The organism is Microbacterium aoyamense, assembly GCF_023155855.1.
GTDB classification, from domain to species: domain Bacteria; phylum Actinomycetota; class Actinomycetes; order Actinomycetales; family Microbacteriaceae; genus Microbacterium; species Microbacterium aoyamense.
Map to the genome: position 1 here is coordinate 214,898 of NZ_JAKNUT010000001.1, position 14,693 is coordinate 229,590.

General features: G+C 68.6%; 14 protein-coding genes. 3 read left to right on the forward strand and 11 right to left on the reverse strand.

Annotated features, from left to right (window positions below; translation table 11 throughout):
- The first annotated feature begins 161 nt into the window (after window positions 1-161).
- Entirely contained in the window at window positions 162-815 is a 654-nt protein-coding gene (locus MA876_RS01385; RefSeq protein WP_248145340.1) for an alpha/beta fold hydrolase, read from the forward strand.
- Here the strand turns inward: MA876_RS01385 and MA876_RS01390 are convergent.
- The 10 genes from MA876_RS01390 to MA876_RS01435 form a co-directional block, all read right to left on the reverse strand.
- Window positions 812-1,123 (reverse strand): hypothetical protein, encoded by a 312-nt coding sequence (locus MA876_RS01390; RefSeq protein WP_248145341.1) that lies wholly within the window; start codon window positions 1,121-1,123, stop codon window positions 812-814. The two genes, MA876_RS01385 and MA876_RS01390, sit on opposite strands and share 4 nt — an antisense overlap.
- The gene (locus MA876_RS01395; protein ID WP_248145342.1) at window positions 1,123-1,347 is read right to left on the reverse strand and encodes a hypothetical protein; all 225 of its coding nucleotides are present in this window, start codon (window positions 1,345-1,347) and stop codon (window positions 1,123-1,125) included. Before MA876_RS01395 ends, MA876_RS01390 begins: the two co-directional genes overlap by 1 nt.
- A 78-nt stretch (window positions 1,348-1,425) precedes the next feature.
- Window positions 1,426-1,833 carry a DUF1622 domain-containing protein gene (locus tag MA876_RS01400; RefSeq protein WP_248145344.1) on the reverse strand — a complete coding sequence of 136 codons (408 nt, stop codon included), beginning with the start codon at window positions 1,831-1,833 and terminating at the stop codon, window positions 1,426-1,428.
- A gap of 8 nt (window positions 1,834-1,841) precedes the next feature.
- On the reverse strand, window positions 1,842-2,138 hold the full coding sequence (locus MA876_RS01405; protein ID WP_248145346.1) for a GNAT family N-acetyltransferase: 297 nt from the start codon (window positions 2,136-2,138) through the stop codon (window positions 1,842-1,844).
- Window positions 2,139-2,207: 69 nt separating this feature from the next.
- Entirely contained in the window at window positions 2,208-4,445 is a 2,238-nt protein-coding gene (gene yicI, locus MA876_RS01410; protein WP_248145348.1) for an alpha-xylosidase, read from the reverse strand.
- 34 nt (window positions 4,446-4,479) lie between these two features.
- The gene (locus MA876_RS01415) at window positions 4,480-5,493 is read right to left on the reverse strand and encodes a LacI family DNA-binding transcriptional regulator (RefSeq protein WP_248145350.1); all 1,014 of its coding nucleotides are present in this window, start codon (window positions 5,491-5,493) and stop codon (window positions 4,480-4,482) included.
- A complete protein-coding gene (locus MA876_RS01420) occupies window positions 5,494-7,533 on the reverse strand; it encodes a beta-galactosidase (RefSeq protein ID WP_248145352.1) in 2,040 nt (679 codons plus the stop codon).
- Window positions 7,530-8,390 carry a carbohydrate ABC transporter permease gene (locus MA876_RS01425; RefSeq protein ID WP_248145354.1) on the reverse strand — a complete coding sequence of 287 codons (861 nt, stop codon included), beginning with the start codon at window positions 8,388-8,390 and terminating at the stop codon, window positions 7,530-7,532. The genes MA876_RS01420 and MA876_RS01425 overlap by 4 nt, the downstream gene beginning before the upstream one ends.
- The gene (locus MA876_RS01430; RefSeq protein WP_248145356.1) at window positions 8,387-9,319 is read right to left on the reverse strand and encodes a carbohydrate ABC transporter permease; all 933 of its coding nucleotides are present in this window, start codon (window positions 9,317-9,319) and stop codon (window positions 8,387-8,389) included. Before MA876_RS01430 ends, MA876_RS01425 begins: the two co-directional genes overlap by 4 nt.
- Before the next feature lie 53 nt (window positions 9,320-9,372).
- Entirely contained in the window at window positions 9,373-10,710 is a 1,338-nt protein-coding gene (locus MA876_RS01435; RefSeq protein WP_248145358.1) for an ABC transporter substrate-binding protein, read from the reverse strand.
- Window positions 10,711-10,919: 209 nt separating this feature from the next.
- On the opposite strand from MA876_RS01435, the gene MA876_RS01440 reads away from it, so the two are divergent.
- The gene (locus MA876_RS01440) at window positions 10,920-12,401 is read left to right on the forward strand and encodes a glycoside hydrolase family 43 protein (RefSeq protein WP_248145360.1); all 1,482 of its coding nucleotides are present in this window, start codon (window positions 10,920-10,922) and stop codon (window positions 12,399-12,401) included.
- Here MA876_RS01440 and MA876_RS01445 read toward each other — a convergent pair.
- Window positions 12,368-13,417, reverse strand: a complete 1,050-nt coding sequence (locus MA876_RS01445; protein WP_248145362.1) for a LacI family DNA-binding transcriptional regulator — start codon at window positions 13,415-13,417, stop codon at window positions 12,368-12,370. The two genes, MA876_RS01440 and MA876_RS01445, sit on opposite strands and share 34 nt — an antisense overlap.
- Window positions 13,418-13,863: 446 nt before the next feature.
- Between MA876_RS01445 and MA876_RS01450 the strand changes: the two genes are divergently transcribed.
- A complete protein-coding gene (locus tag MA876_RS01450; protein ID WP_248145364.1) occupies window positions 13,864-14,592 on the forward strand; it encodes a winged helix-turn-helix domain-containing protein in 729 nt (242 codons plus the stop codon).
- Window positions 14,593-14,693 lie beyond the last annotated feature (101 nt).

A 14,693-nucleotide genomic window follows, 5' to 3' on the forward strand; every position in this document is an offset into this window, starting at 1 on the left:
CGGGGGAGGACGCGAACGGCCGGGTTCGTCCTCTGCACGGCAGTCGCCCGTGGCTGAGCAGAGGGCGCACCTTAGGCTCGCAGGATGGGAGTCCGCGAGTTCGCCTACGCCGGCGCCACGCTCGTGGCCGAATCGCACGGCGCGGGGCCCCGGTCTACGTCATGATCCACGGCATCGGCATGGGTCGCACCGTCTTCACCGAACTCGTCGAAGACCTGCGACGGGGAGCGCGCACGATCGCGATCGATATGCCCGGCTACGGCGAGGCACCTGAGCCCGTGCGCACCCTCACGATGGAGCGCACGGCGGATCTCGTCGCGGCGTACCTGCGCGCGAGCGTCGACGAACCCGTCGTGCTCGTCGGTCATTCGATGGGCACGCAGGTGGTGACGGAAGTCGCGGCACGCCATCCATCACTCGTCCGTCGCGTCGTGCTCGTCGCGCCGACGGTCGATCCCGCGGCACGCACGGCGCGTGGCCAGATCGGGCGACTGCTGGCGGACATCGCTGTCGAGAGCCCCACCGTGATCATGCGGGGCGCCCGCGAGTACGTACGAGCCGGACCTCGGCTCCGGGCGAAGTTCCGAGCGATGCTCGTGCACCGCCCCGAAGACGCGTACCCTCGCGTCCGGGTCCCCGCGCTCGTGCTGCGCGGCGAGCACGACCTGGTGGCGCCGCGCGCATGGTGCGACCGCGTCACCGACCTCATCCCCGATGCGCGGCTCGTCGAGATCGAAGGTCACGGACACGAGACGATGATCCGGGATGCCGCGCCCGCCGCCGCGGCGATCCTGCGGTTCGTCGCGGAGACCTAGGCTCCGCGCACCTGCCGCGCCAGCTCGTCGACATCCGTTCCCGTGAGCGGCACGCCCGCCTGCTCGAGCCGCTGACGCAGGACGTGCACGATGCTCTCGTGATCCTTGCCTCCGACGTCGACGCGGGTCTGCGCCACCACGCCCGCGATCTTGTCCATGTCGGACGCATTGTTCTGGGACATCGCCGGGCGATCCTGCTCCGCCTGCCCCGCCATCTCGCGCTGCGCCTCGCCGGCGGTCAGCGCGTCGCTCCCGCCGTCCTGCCCGTGGTGGTCGACGCCTTCGTTCGCGTTGCCTGTCGTGCTCATCAGGGCTCCTCTCCTCGGTCGCCGCTCAGATCAGGGTCGGCGGCTTGGCGCGCGATCTCGCCCTCGACCGGATCATCCGGTCGCAGGACCTCGTCGGGCTGCTCCACGAGGTCGGGCGAACCCGCGGCATCCGCGTTCTGCTCCGATGCCTCGCCGTCGTCGACGGCCTCCCAGCCTCCGGGCGGGTCGGCGTCGATGACGCCCTCGGCAAGATCGCGGTCCATGGCGGACTCCTCTCGTCCGTTTCAGCATCACCCGTCTGCGACCACCGCGCGACGGGTTGACAAGGGGATGCCGCAGACCTATTCGGCTGAACGGCCCTTCGCCCTATCGCGCGCGACGGCTTCGCCGAGCATCTGGCCGCCGCTCGTGAACAGTGCGCGGCGCCACGGCAGCGTGCCTTCGATCTCGATCTGGATCGACATCGACAGGATCGTCCGGATCAGCACGATGAGCCCGAGGATCGCGGCGTCCTCGAGCGACGGCTTCGACGTGATCGTCCGGATCAGATCGGCCGCGACGAGCACCTCGAGGCCGAGCAGGATGGCCGATCCGAGGGTCGTGCGGAGCACTTGGAAGGCCGCCATCCCTCCTTCGTGCCTGCGGAGGGAGCGGATGCCGAGGACGACCGCGATCGCGAACCCGATGATCATCGCGAGAGCGCCGATCGCCTCGAACCCCACCGCGATGTAGGTGAAGACGTCCTCCATGTGCACGGCTACGCCGATCGTCGCTGCATGATCCCCGAACGGTCCGGATGCGCGGCGAACCAATCGGCGACGTACCAGCAGACCGGGATGATCTGCCGATCTCCCCGCGCCTCGAGCTCGGCGACCGCCTTCTCCACCAGCACGCCGGCGTACCCGTGGCCACGGAAGGTCGGCACCGTGTACGCGCGGGTCATGGCGAGGGTGCGGCCGTCATCGCGGTAGTCCAGGGCACTCACGAGGTCGTCACCCTTGTGGAGGGTGTAGCGCGAGGCATCCGGTTCGTGCGTGAAGCGAAGCTGAGTCACCCCCACAGGCTAAACCCGCCGGGCATCACCCCGGAGCGCGCAACCCGTGTGTTCGCTGAACCTCCGTCGTCAACGGGTGACCTCGGCCAGGTCGACGCCGAAGGTCCGCGACGCGCCCGAGGGCGTCGTCACGACGACATCCCGCGAACCCTCGCCACCCGGGAAGACGCGCAGCGACAGCCCGTCGAGGTAGTCGTAGTCGGGCCGGTCCACCCGTGCACCCCACGGGATGACGGCGCCCGGCCGCGCGTAGAGCGGCAGAGAGTCGTACCCGTGCGTCTCGCGCAGCCATCGCCCGCCCTCGACCGTCTCGCCGGTCAGGAGCGAGGTCCAGTGTCCGGCGGGAAGGTAGAACTCGACCTCTCCCGACTCGGTGAACACGGGCGCCACGAGGAGCTCCGAGCCCAGCATGTACTGCCGGTCGAGATACGCCGCCGCAGGGTCGTCGGGGAACTCGAGCACCATGGGGCGCATGAGCGGAGCCCCTGTGGATGCCGCCTCCAGACCGACCTGGTACAGGTACGGCATGAGCCTCATCTTGAGGTGCGTGAACGTCCGCGTGACGTCGACGGCCTCGTCGTCGAAGACCCACGGCACGCGGTACGACTGCGACCCGTGGAATCGGGAGTGCGAACCCAGCAGGCCGAAGGCCGTCCAGCGCTTGAAAACCCCGGCATCCGGCGTCCCCTCGAATCCGCCGATGTCGTGGCTCCAGAACGCGAAACCGCTGAGCGCGAGCGAGAGTCCGCCGCGCAGCGTCTCGGCCATCGACACGAGGGTCGAAGTCGAGTCGCCGCCCCAGTGCACCGGCATCGTCTGCCCGCCCGCGGTGGCGGAACGCGCGAACAGCACGGCATCCCCTTCTCCCCGTTCCGCGACGAGGACGTCGTGCACGGCACGGTTGTACAGCTGGGCGTAGAGGTTGTGCATGCGCGAGGGGTCCGAGCCGTCGAAGTAGTCCACCTCGAGGGGGATCCGCTCGCCGAAGTCCGTCTTGAAGCAGTCGACGCCCTGCGCGATGAGTCGGCGCAGGTGACCCTGGTACCAGGCGGTGGCATCCGGGTTCGTGAAGTCCACGAGTCCCATGCCCGCCTGCCACAGATCCCACTGCCAGACCGAGCCGTCGGGTCGGGTCACGAGGAACCCCTGATCGGCGGCCTCGCGGAAGAGCGGCGAGCGCTGCCCGATGTAGGGGTTGATCCAGACGCTCACCCGGAGGTCCTTCTCGTGCAGGCGCGCGAGCATGCCCTCGGGGTCGGGGAACGTGCGGGGATCCCACTCGAAGTCGCACCAGTTGAACTCGCGCATCCAGAAGCAGTCGAAGTGGAACACCGACACCGGCAGTTCACGTGCGGCCATCTCGTCGATGAACGAGGTCACCGTCGCCTCGTCGTAGTCCGTTGTGAACGACGTCGACAGCCAGAGCCCGTACGACCACGCCGGCACGACCGGCGGGCGACCGAGGAGAGCGGTGTATCGCGCGAGGACGTCCTTCGGGGCAGGGCCCGCGAAGACGAAGTACTCCAGCACTTCGCCCGGCACCGAGAACTGCACGCGCTCGACCGCCTCGGAGCCGATCTCGTACGAGACGTGGCCGGGGTCGTTGACGAGCACGCCGTACCCGCGGTTGGAGAGGTGGAACGGCACGCTCTTGTACGCCTGCTCGCTCGAGGTTCCGCCGTCCGCGTTCCAGATGTCGACGGTCTGGCCGTTCTTCACGAGCGGGCCGAACCGCTCGCCCAGCCCGTAGACGAGCTCGCCGACACCGAGGTCGAGCTGCTCGTGCACGAACGTGTGCGGCCTGGGTGCCGCCGTGCCGGCGCGCGCGTTGCCGACGACGCCCGGATCGACCTGTGCGTCGTCGGTCAGCTGCAGATAGCCCTGCGCGCGGTGCCCGCTGCCCGTCACTCGTCGGCCCTCGACCTCGAACGACAGGCTCCACGGTGCCCCGGGTGCGATGCGCGCGGTGAGGGGGCCGGTCTCGAGGACTCCGTGGGCGTCGACGATGGATGCCGCACCCGCGCCGCCCGCGGCGGCACCGGGCAGTTCGAACCCGCCATGCCACGTCCCGCCCTCGTGGTGCGCGATGCGGACCCGGATGACCCCTTCCGCGGGCGACGAGAGCGTGGTCGTCAACACGGGTCGATTGAGCGTGTCGCCGCGCCCCCGGATCACCGTGGTCGGGGCGGTGATGACGATGCCGGGGCCGTCGGCCGTGGCATCCGTCTGCCAGATGTCGTAGGCCTCTTGCGCATACAGCGCCGTGACGCCGGGACGCAGCTGCCAGAACCCGTCGGTGAACTTCATTACTTGACTGCTCCTGCTTTCGTGGACGCGCGAGTCACGCGCGCGAGGCTCCGACGGTGCCGAGATCGATGTAGGTCGGTGGGATCAGGTGAAGCCCCGAGGCCGGGGGCTCGGTCGTCAGCGCTCTCATGGCGAGATCGACCGCGAGCGCGCACGACGAATCGGGCACGAGCGGGATGACGTCGATCGATTGCGCCAGCGTCGACATGTCGAAGGACGCTGCGACCGAGACGAGCGAGACATCTCCGGGAACCGATAGCCCGCGAGTGCGGAGCCGGTCCAGTACGACGGCGTGGACGCTGTCGGTCGCATGCAGGACCAGTGCGGTGGCACCGCCGTCGAGGAGTGCGTCCACCCTGGCCGCCACGGCCGCCGCACTCGCATCCACCTCCCCCGCGGAGCGGAATCCGAGCCGGACGGCGCGCTCGGCGGCACGAGCCTCGACCGCCCGGAGCACACGTGGAGGGAAGTTCGACTTCGCGTACGCGATGTCGGGTTGACCGATCAGTCCGATGTTCCGGTGGCCCCGGTCGGCGAGCCGATCGACGGCGAGCGCACCGGCCGCCTCGAAGTCGAGGTCGACGCAGATCAGTCCGTCGTGGTCGTCGGGAATGCCTATGAACACCGCGGGGGTACTGATCTGACGCGCGAGTGCGACACGCCCGTCATCGGGTGCGACGTCGAGCACGAGGATCGCGTCCACCAGCCCATTGGCCGCAACGCGCTGCATGCCTGCCTGCGCGTCCTCGTCGGTGAGGAGGAGCACGTCGTAGCCGTTCTGCCGAGCGGCGATCGCGGTGGCCAGGACGAACGCCATGTGGGTCGGCGCATGGGTGTCGCGCCGGAACGGCTCGGTCAGCGCGAAGATGTGCGTCCGGTCTCCGGCGAGCATGCGTGCCCCCGCATTGGGGCTGTAACCCAGCTCGCGGACGGCCGTCTCGATCCGGTGCCGCGTCGCCTCCGACACGGGCCTCTTGCCGCTCAGGGCATACGAGACCGTGCTGATCGACACTCCGGCCGCCTCGGCGACTTCGTTGATCTTGACCATTCAGTACTCCGCCATCGTGTCTGCAGGAGGGCTGTCCTCCGAGTGATCCTCGCGGATGACGTGCACGTCGCCCGGCGCGAGTACGATCTCAGGACCGACACGCTTGCCGGTCGCGACGTCCGTTCCCGACACCGCAACCGACGTCGGCGTCGAGCCGCGGTTGAATGCGAACGCGTAGGTGCCGGAGCGGGCATGCCGCCGCACTACCTCCACCGGTACGCCATCGACCACCTCGACTCCGGCATCGGCGATCTCCCGTTGGACGAGCGCCCGAAGACCGGCCCCTGTCAATCGGACGGAGACGTAGGTGACGCTACCGCGACCGACCACGCTCCGCGTGATGGCCGGAGCTCCCCTCGGCAGGAGCGGGTGCGCACCGCCCTCGTGCGTCACCAGGACCTCAGCGTCCATCGCGTGGACGACCTCCGTCCAGTCCTCGGCCACGGAGCCGTCCGACAGCGGAACGCCGGTTCCTGTCGGCAGCGGTACGAACTCCTCCACGCGGATGCCCGCAATGCGAGCGATCGCCCCTGAATATCCCCCGCGCCGCACGTGCAGATTCTCGTCAGCCGTGCCGGTGAGGAACCAGACCGCAAGATGGCCGCCGCCCCTGGCGTAGCTCTCCAGGCGGTCCGCATCGCCGTCCGACAAGACGAGGGTTGTCGGGACGAAGACGACGTCGTACGCGCCGAGGTCGCCGCCGGGCGGGACGAAGTCGACGGTGAGGCCGGCATGCCCTGCCGCGGCGTGGATCTCGCGAACCTGTGCAAGGTAATCGATCTCGAGCGGCAGGCCACGGGTCTCCAGCGCCCACCACGCGTCCGCGCTCCAGACGATCGCGACCCGACTCTCGACGACGCGGTCGGCCGGGGCCTCCACGATCGATGAGAGGTCGCCGAGTTCGCGTCCCAGCGCCGAGATCTCGCGGAAGATCCGCGAGTCCGGACCCGCGTGGGGAACCATCGCCGAGTGGAAGAACTCCGAGCCCGTCGGCCCTGCCCTCCACTGGAAGAACAGCGACCCGCTGGCACCGCGCGAGATGTACTGGAGGGTGTGGCTGCGCAGCAGCCCGGGCTCGCGAACCAGCATCCGCCCCTCCTTCGTGAACAGCGGACTGGCGGACTGCTCCATGAGGAGCCACGGTCGTCCACCCGCGAGCGACCTCGCGAGGTCGGCGGCGAAGGCGATCTGGTCCTCGAGTGATCCGCCGCTCGGATCGGGGTAGTCGTCGATCGAGACCATGTCGAGCTCGCGCGCGAACGCCCAGTGATCGAAATGCAGCCACGTCGGGAGGATGTAGTTCGTCGTGGCGGGCACGCCGGGGGTGACCTCGCGCACGATCCGGAGCTGGTCCTGCAGGCACTCGAGCAACATGTCAGCGCTGAACCGCCGGAAGTCGAGCATCTGCGTCGGATTCGGAAGGTATTGCGTCCGCTGCGGCGCGAAGACCTGGTCCCACTGCGTGTAGCCCTGCGACCAGAAGGTCGTGTGCCACACCCGGTTGAGTTCCTCGAGGGATCCGTAGCGCCGCTCGAGCCAGATGCGGAATGCGGCATCCGTCTCGGGGCCATACGAAACGCTTCCGTACTCGTTGTGCAGGTGCCACATCGTGAGCGCCGGATGGTCCGCATACCTCTCCGCGAGAGCTCGCGTCGCCCGGCGAGCGGCGGCCCGATACGCCGCCGAGGCGGGGTTGTACGTGTCGCGGCTGCCGTGCAGGAGGCGCACGCCGTCGGCCGTCACAGGAAGCGCCTCAGGATGGCGGAGCGAGAACCACGGCGGTGGCGACGCAGTGGGCGTCGCGAGGATCACACCGATCCCTGCATCCGCGAACCGATCCATCGCACGATCGAGCCAGCCGAACTCGAAGCGATCGGGCTCAGGCTGTATCGACGACCACGAGAAGACGCCGATCGTCGCGGAGTTCACGTTCGCCCGCCGCATCAGCTCGATGTCCTCGGCCAAGACGTCGTCCGACCACTGGTCGGGGTTGACGTCGCCGCCGAAGAGGATCTTGCCGGGGCTCCAGTGCGCACTCATCCCTTGAGTCCGCCTGCCAGGAGGTCGGCCCGCCAGAACCGTTGCAGGATCAGCACCAGCGCGATCAGCGGCACGATCGAGACGAGCGAGCCCATGATGACGAGCGGGTAGAGGTCCGAGTCCCCCGCGCCGCGGGACAGGAAGGAGTACAGGCCGAGCGTCAGCGGGTAGTACTGCTGATTCGAGAGCATGATGAACGGAAGCAGGAAGTTGTTCCAGATCCCGACGAACTGCAGCAGGAACACCGTGACCAGCCCCGGCACCATCATCGGCAGGGCGATCGTGAAGAACGTCCGCGCCTCCCCCGCGCCATCTATGCGCGCCGCTTCCATCGTCTCGGTCGGCACCGCGGCCTGCGCGAAGACGCGGCAGAGGAAGATGCCGAACGGGTTGATGATCGAGGGAAGGAGCACCGACCAGTAGGTACCGGCCAGGCCGACGCTCGCCAGCAGCAGGTACTGAGGGACGGCGAGGATGATGCCCGGCACCAGCACGCCCGCGAGGATCGCGCCGAGCAGGATGCCGCGACCCGCGAACCGGAACTTCGCCAGAGCGTAGCCGCACATCGCTGAAACCAGAGTGGACAGCAGCGCACCGACGCCCGCGTAGAGGATGCTGTTCATCCCCCAGCGCCAGAAGACGCCGTCGCCATAGGTCGCCAGGGCGACGAAGTTGTCGATGAAGCCCGAGCCGGGCACGAACGAGAACGTCGTGAAGAGCTCGCGCGGAGTCTTGGACGATGCCGTGATGACCCAGACGACGGGGACGAGGCAGTAGACGGCCCCGACGACGAGCACGAGGGTGGCGAGCGGGGAGAAGCCTCTTCTGCGTCGGCTCGCCGCGGTCAGGGCTGTCATTCGCTGTCTCCGAACGTACGGCGCTGGAAGAAGCGCAGGATGAGCACCGACAGGACCAGCGTCGCGATCGCCAGCACGACGGATGCCGCGGATGCACCGCCGAGGTTCGCGTTGACGAAGGCCTCCTGGTAGATCCACATGAGCGGGACCCACGTGGAGGAGATGGTGTTCGTCAGGGGCCGCAGTGTCTGGGGCTCGCTGTAGAACTGCAGCGTTCCGATGACCGAGAAGAGGCCGGTCAGCACGATGGCGGGAGCCACGAGCGGAATCTTGATGCGCAGGGCGATGGTCCATTCACCGGCACCGTCGAGGCGCGCTGCCTCGTAGATCTCGGTGGGGATGGAGCGCAGTGAGGTGTAGATGATGATCATGTTGAACCCGACGCCAGTCCACAGAGCGATATTGGCCAGCGAGAAGTACAGGAGCGGACCGTCGAGGAACGGGATGCTGCTGCCGCCCAGCTCACGGGCGATGAAGCTGAAGGGGCTCGTGCTGGGCAGGTACATGAACCCCCACAGCAGGCTCGCGATGACGCCAGGCACGGCGTAGGGGATGAAGATCGCCGTGCGCGAGAACCGTCGTGCCCGCGACCGCGGTGCGTCGAGCAGGAGAGCGAACAGCAGCGCGAGACCCAAGACGGCCGGAATGGCGATGAGTCCGTAGAGGCCGATCCGGCCGAATCCCTGGAGGAACTCCGAATCGGTGAGTGCGGCGATGTAATTCTCGAAACCGACGAATCCCTCCACACGGCGGCCGAATGCACCCGCGCCCTCGACCCGCTCACCTCGGAAGCTCAGGAAGATCGAGTACGCGATCGGGATCAGAAGGAACAGGACGAAGAGGACGATCGCCGGCGCGGCGAAGAGCCAGGGGGTGACGGTGCGTCCGCGGATGCCGCGACGTCGTGGCGTCATTGCGTGAGTGGTCATGATTCTCCGTGGTGGCCGGGTGGTGCTCGACGCGTCGAGCACCACCCGGTGCACTACTTGACGGTGTACCCGGTCTTCTCGAGGTCGTCGACGACGACACCCTGGATCTCGGAGTAGACGTCGCGGAAGGATCCGCCGTCGAGCGCGGCTGCGCTGAGGGCGTCGACGAACGCGCCCATCGCGACATTGACGTTCGGCCCCCACGTCACGGGGATCGTCGTGTTCTCGACGATCTCGTCCGCGACTTCCCAGAAGTCGGTCTGTTGCGGCATGAGCGCCGGCGGGTCGTTCTCGAGCGTCGCCTCGCGGCCGGCAGTGCCGGCAGGGTAGAGGTCCAGCGTGAGCAGGAGCTCGGAGCCCTCATCGGATGCACCGAGCCACGCGGCGAACTTCGCCGCCGCCTCCGCGTGCGCCGACTTCTCGGGGACGAGGTACGCCGAGCCGCCCAGGAACGGCACCGCCGGATCGCCTTCCGTCCACTGCGGGAGGGGGATCGACGCCCAGTTGCCGGCCGTCTCGGGTGCGACCGAGTAGATGACGCTCGGCGCCCAGGCAGCCGCCGTCCAGCTGAGGAGCTTGCCTTCGTTGACCTTCGCGTTCCACTCGGGAGTCAGCAGCGGCTCGACCGACATGAGATCGCGGTCGACGAGGTCCTGCCAGAAGTCGGCGGTCGCGAGCGACTCCTCGCCGTCGATGCCGACCGACCACGCGTCGCCGTCGGTGCTCCACCACTCGGCTCCCGCCTGCGTCGCGTTCGCGGCGAAGAACTCGAACTCCGTCGATGAGAAGCTGCCGATGTAGACCGAGGGGTCCTGCGCGTGGATCGTCTCGGCGGCCGCGGCATACTCCGCCCACGTCGTCGGCGGTTCGACGCCGTATTGCTCGAAGAGGTCCGCTCGATATGTCATCGTCATCGGACCGATGTCCTGCGGGACGCCGTAGACCTGGTCGCCGAGGGTCGTCAGCGCCCAGATGTTGTCCGCGACGTACGGCGTGTTGTCGGCCACATTCTCGGTGATGTCCTTGATGACGCCGGCCGTGACGAGCGAGGGGATCGCGCGGTACTCCACCTGGACGATGTCGGGCGTGTCGTCTGCCCGGTCGGCAGCGAGCAGCTTCGACGACGTGTCGGCGGTACCGCCGACCTCGGCGAGCTCGATCGTGACGCCCGGGTTCTCGGCCTCGTATTGGTCGATGATGGCCTGCGCCTTGGGGTCGGCCTCCTTGAGGGACCACGTCCAGAACTGCAGGGTGACGTCTTCGCCACCTCCTCCGCCGTCATCGGCCCCGCCTGCGCAGCCGGCCAGCGCCAAGGCGCCGACCGTGAGCGAAGCCATGGTGACCAGGCGCGTACGACGGTTCACGATGCGACGTGTGCCGTGTGATTCCATGCGACATCTCCTTCGATGCGACAGACGGACAGTCCGGCCTGTCGTTCATTATGGGGAGTCGATCCTCGACTCGTCGAAGCGCTTCGACGGAAACGCTTCGACGGACACTATATGCACAGCGTCGAGAGCCGTGCAAGAGGTTTGTCGTCAAAACCAACGAATTCCCCCTAGAATCATGGAAACGTTGTCATTCTGATGGGAGCATGCACATGGGGCTGAGCAATCCGATCCTCCGCGGAGTGCATCCCGACCCGTCGATCTGCCGCGTCGGCGATGCCTACTATCTGGCGACGTCGTCCTTCGCGATGCACCCCGGGATCCCGATCCATCGCAGCCGAGACCTCTCGACGTGGGAGCTCATCGGTCACGTCCTCACCGGCGACTCGTGGATTCCGCTCGAAGGCTTCGACAGCTCGGACGGTGTGTGGGCGCCCACCATCAGGCACCACGACGGCGTGTTCTACGTCGTCTTCACCCTCGCCCACGGACGCACGGGAGCATCGACCTACGTCTGCACAGCGACAGACCCGGCAGGGCCGTGGACACGTGACGCAATAACCGGCGCCGAGGGCATCGACCCGTCGCTCTTCTTCGACGATGACGGCACCTGCTGGTTCTCCGCCGCGCGAGACGCCGTCGATCCGGGCGCATACGGGCCGGGCGAGATCTGGGTCCAGCAGTTCGACCTGGCCACCTCAGCCCTCGTCGGTCCGCGCCGGGCCGTATGGCACGGAGCTCTTGCGCGAACGTGGGTCGAGGCCCCGCACATCTACAAGGCGAACGGCGAGTATCACCTGATCGCGGCCGAAGGCGGGACCGAGTACAACCACTCCATCACCGCCGCGCGGGCCCCTCACCCGCTCGGCCCGTACACGACCGACCCACGCAGCCCCCTGCTCACGCACCGGCATCTCGGCCGCGACAGCCCGATTCAGAACGTCGGCCACGGCGACGTCGTGTGGTCCCCCGAGGGGACGCCCTGGGGTGTCGCGCTCGGAGTCCGCCCCGTCGATGGTCACCACACGCTGGGGCGCGAGACGTTCCTCGTGCCGATGTCATGGGATGGGGACGGCCCGGTCTTCGCGCCTGGCGAGGGTGCGATCGTCATGGACGCCGACGACGATGTCGACCCGATCGAGCCCGCGTGGGTGGCCCTTCGCGGTCCCGTCGATGCTCGCGTCGACGCCGGCGAAATCATCCTCGGCGCGTCGCCGCTGACGCTCGCGCAGACGGGGACGCCGTCGTTCCTCGGCGTCCGCCAGACCATGCGCACGAGCACCTTCGAGGCGACGGTCGACCCGCCCACGGTCGAGGGTCAGCGGCTCGGGATCTTCGCCTTCCAGAACGAGAAGTACCACGTCGGCGTCGTTGCGATGGGCCGCGACGGCGACACCGTGGTGCAGATCATCGCCGTCTCGGCCGGTACCGAGACGGTGCTCGACGAAGGCACCCTCGCCGGTTCGGTGCGCATGCGGATCACGACGGCTCCCACGACCTACCTCTTCGAAGCCACCGGCGGCGGGGGGGAACGGGTGTCCGCGAGCATTCCGCACACGGCCTTGAGCACCGAGACGGGCGGCGGATTCGTCGGCGTGCTGATCGGCCCGTGGCACGGCGGGACGACTGGCGACGACCCCGCCGTCTTCAGCGATGTCTCCTATCGGAGCGGCACCGACGACGCGAACGCCTGACGGCGCGGCGACGAGGTGCTCGCGCGCACCACGAGGTCGGGCTCGAGCAGGAGGTGACGAGCGCGCCCGCCGTCCATGAGGTCGAGCAGGCCCGTTACGGCGCGGCGACCGAGGGCCACGAAGTCCTGGTGCACCGTCGTGAGCGCGGGCACGAAGAAGTCGGTGCCGGGCATGTCGTCGAACCCGACCACCGACACCGCACGTGGCACGTCGATGCCGCGCGCGGCGAGCGCAGCGAGGACACCGAGCGCGGTCTGATCGTTCCCCGCGAAGATCGCGGTGGGCGCCGACTCGCGGTCGGCAAGCCGCGCGGCCCACTCGAAGCCGCTGCGGGCGGTGAAGTCCCCCTCCACGAACTCGGGCGCCGCGATGCCCGAGACGATCATCTGGTCGCGCCAGCCGTCGAGTCGAGCACGCCCGTCGAAGGTATCCAGCCGCCCGGTGATGTGAACGATGTTGCGGTGACCGAGGCCGACGAGATGCCGCGCAGCGGCGCGCGCCCCGTGCACCTGATCGATCTCGACTGATGCCACGTTGCCGTTCCCGACGTCCCCCGACATCACGACAGTGACCGCGACTCCGGGGGCGAGAGCCGCCAATGCCGAGAGAGCCACCCCACGGTCAGCGATGACAACGATCCCGGCGACTCCTTGACCGACGAGGCGGTCGATCAACGCAGCCAACGAGTCGTCTCCGCCCGGACGCCAACTCGCCATCGAGAGCGAGAAGCCGGACTCGGCGGCGCACTCCTCGACGCCGAAGAGCACACGGGGCAACTCGAAGAGCCCGGAGCCGGCGAGAACGAGCCCGAGTGCGTTGGTGCGACCGCGCTTGAGCGCACGAGCCATGTCGTTGCGGCGATAGCCCACTTCTGCGATGGCGGCCTCGACGCGCGCACGCGTGTCGAGGCGAACCGACTCGGGGTCGTTGAGCACGCGACTCACGGTGACGTGCGCAACCCCCGCGAGCCGCGCGACGTCGACCATGCTCGGACGGCGATTCTGCGGACCTGGCACGCGCACTCCCCTCTCCTTGGAGGCTATCGCTCCGCCGGTCTCACTCCCGCCGCCGCCGCGATTGAGCACACTGACACATTTCGTCATCAAGGGGATGCCTCGACAGGGCGATTTGACGCATACCGACGCATTCGGTCATAATCGGCCTCATGACTGACAACGCACGCTCTCTGTCCGCCTGGGAGGCGAACGGGACTGCTGGCCTGATGATGGCCGGCTGCGATGTCATGTGCTGTCGAATGTGCCACTAGCACGGTGACACCCGCCGGGCGCTCGCGTCGTTTCTGAACACGACCGCGGATCGCCCCCCGAAGCACCGGTTCCGCCGCGTCGATCACGCGTGCACCGGATGCCTCGCACTCGCCCCACCGGGGCACCATCGCAGCACCCACGAGAACCCGCTCCAGGCCATCCGCCCGGGTTCACCTCCCGCAAGGACCATCATCATGTCGAACACCGCTCTCCTCGAACGTCCCACCGCCGCTCCCGCCCGCCACCTGCGCGCCGTGCCCGCCCCCGTCGAGACCGTCGCTCCGCAGCGTCCCGCCGAGGAGCGCGCGCTCCCTGCCGGCACCGCACCGCGCGGCTTCGCCCTCTACGTCGGCATCGACGAGGCGAAGGTCGCGGCATCCGGAGTCTCGCTCGGCGTCCTCGTCGACGCCCTGCGCCGCACGCTCGCCGACCTCGCGCCCTCCGCCGAGACCTACGCGACCGTCGCCCTCGCGCCCGTCGGGTCGGGCGGACGCGACGTCGATGTCGTGCGCCTCGCGCTGCACGAGCCGTCGGCCATCGCCCGCACGAAGGCCGAGGAGCTCGAGGACGAAGACCGCGCCCCGGGTGGAGTCGCGGTCGACATCTCGCGCAAGCGCGTGCTCATCGACGGCGAGTCCGCCGCCTTCACCTTCAAGGAGTTCGAGCTGCTGCAGTACCTCGTCCTGCGCGAGGGACGCACGATCGAGCGCACCGAGCTCGTGTCGTCGCTGTGGCAGGGCGCGACCGACGACGAGGCGCCCGGCGAGCGCACGATCGACGTGCACGTGCGCCGCCTGCGCGCCAAGCTCGGCCGCTACGAGGACATCGTGCGCACCGTGCGCGGCGTCGGCTACCGTTTCGACCGTCACGCCGACGTCTCGATCCGGTACGGCCACGGCACGCCCTCGCCCGACCGCTTCTGAGCCGCACCGCCCGTTCGGCGCCTCGGCGGGCGCCGACCGCGGCCGAGTGAACTCGATTCTCACGCGGAGACACGTCTTTCGCGGGAGCAGCGGGTTGACTC

Bases quoted from the DNA above. Each gene is read 5' to 3' on its own strand.
- MA876_RS01420 (WP_248145352.1), bottom strand. From the start codon at position 7,533: ATGAGTGCGCACTGGAGCCCCGGCAAGATCCTCTTCGGCGGCGACGTC.
- MA876_RS01440 (WP_248145360.1), top strand. From the start codon at position 10,920: ATGGGGCTGAGCAATCCGATCCTCCGCGGAGTGCATCCCGACCCGTCG.
- yicI (WP_248145348.1), bottom strand. From the start codon at position 4,445: ATGAAGTTCACCGACGGGTTCTGGCAGCTGCGTCCCGGCGTCACGGCG.
- MA876_RS01425 (WP_248145354.1), bottom strand. From the start codon at position 8,390: ATGACAGCCCTGACCGCGGCGAGCCGACGCAGAAGAGGCTTCTCCCCG.
- MA876_RS01435 (WP_248145358.1), bottom strand. From the start codon at position 10,710: ATGGAATCACACGGCACACGTCGCATCGTGAACCGTCGTACGCGCCTG.
- MA876_RS01400 (WP_248145344.1), bottom strand. From the start codon at position 1,833: ATGGAGGACGTCTTCACCTACATCGCGGTGGGGTTCGAGGCGATCGGC.
- MA876_RS01390 (WP_248145341.1), bottom strand. From the start codon at position 1,123: ATGAGCACGACAGGCAACGCGAACGAAGGCGTCGACCACCACGGGCAG.
- MA876_RS01395 (WP_248145342.1), bottom strand. From the start codon at position 1,347: ATGGACCGCGATCTTGCCGAGGGCGTCATCGACGCCGACCCGCCCGGA.
- MA876_RS01450 (WP_248145364.1), top strand. From the start codon at position 13,864: ATGTCGAACACCGCTCTCCTCGAACGTCCCACCGCCGCTCCCGCCCGC.
- MA876_RS01385 (WP_248145340.1), top strand. From the start codon at position 162: ATGATCCACGGCATCGGCATGGGTCGCACCGTCTTCACCGAACTCGTC.
- MA876_RS01430 (WP_248145356.1), bottom strand. From the start codon at position 9,319: ATGACCACTCACGCAATGACGCCACGACGTCGCGGCATCCGCGGACGC.
- MA876_RS01415 (WP_248145350.1), bottom strand. From the start codon at position 5,493: ATGGTCAAGATCAACGAAGTCGCCGAGGCGGCCGGAGTGTCGATCAGC.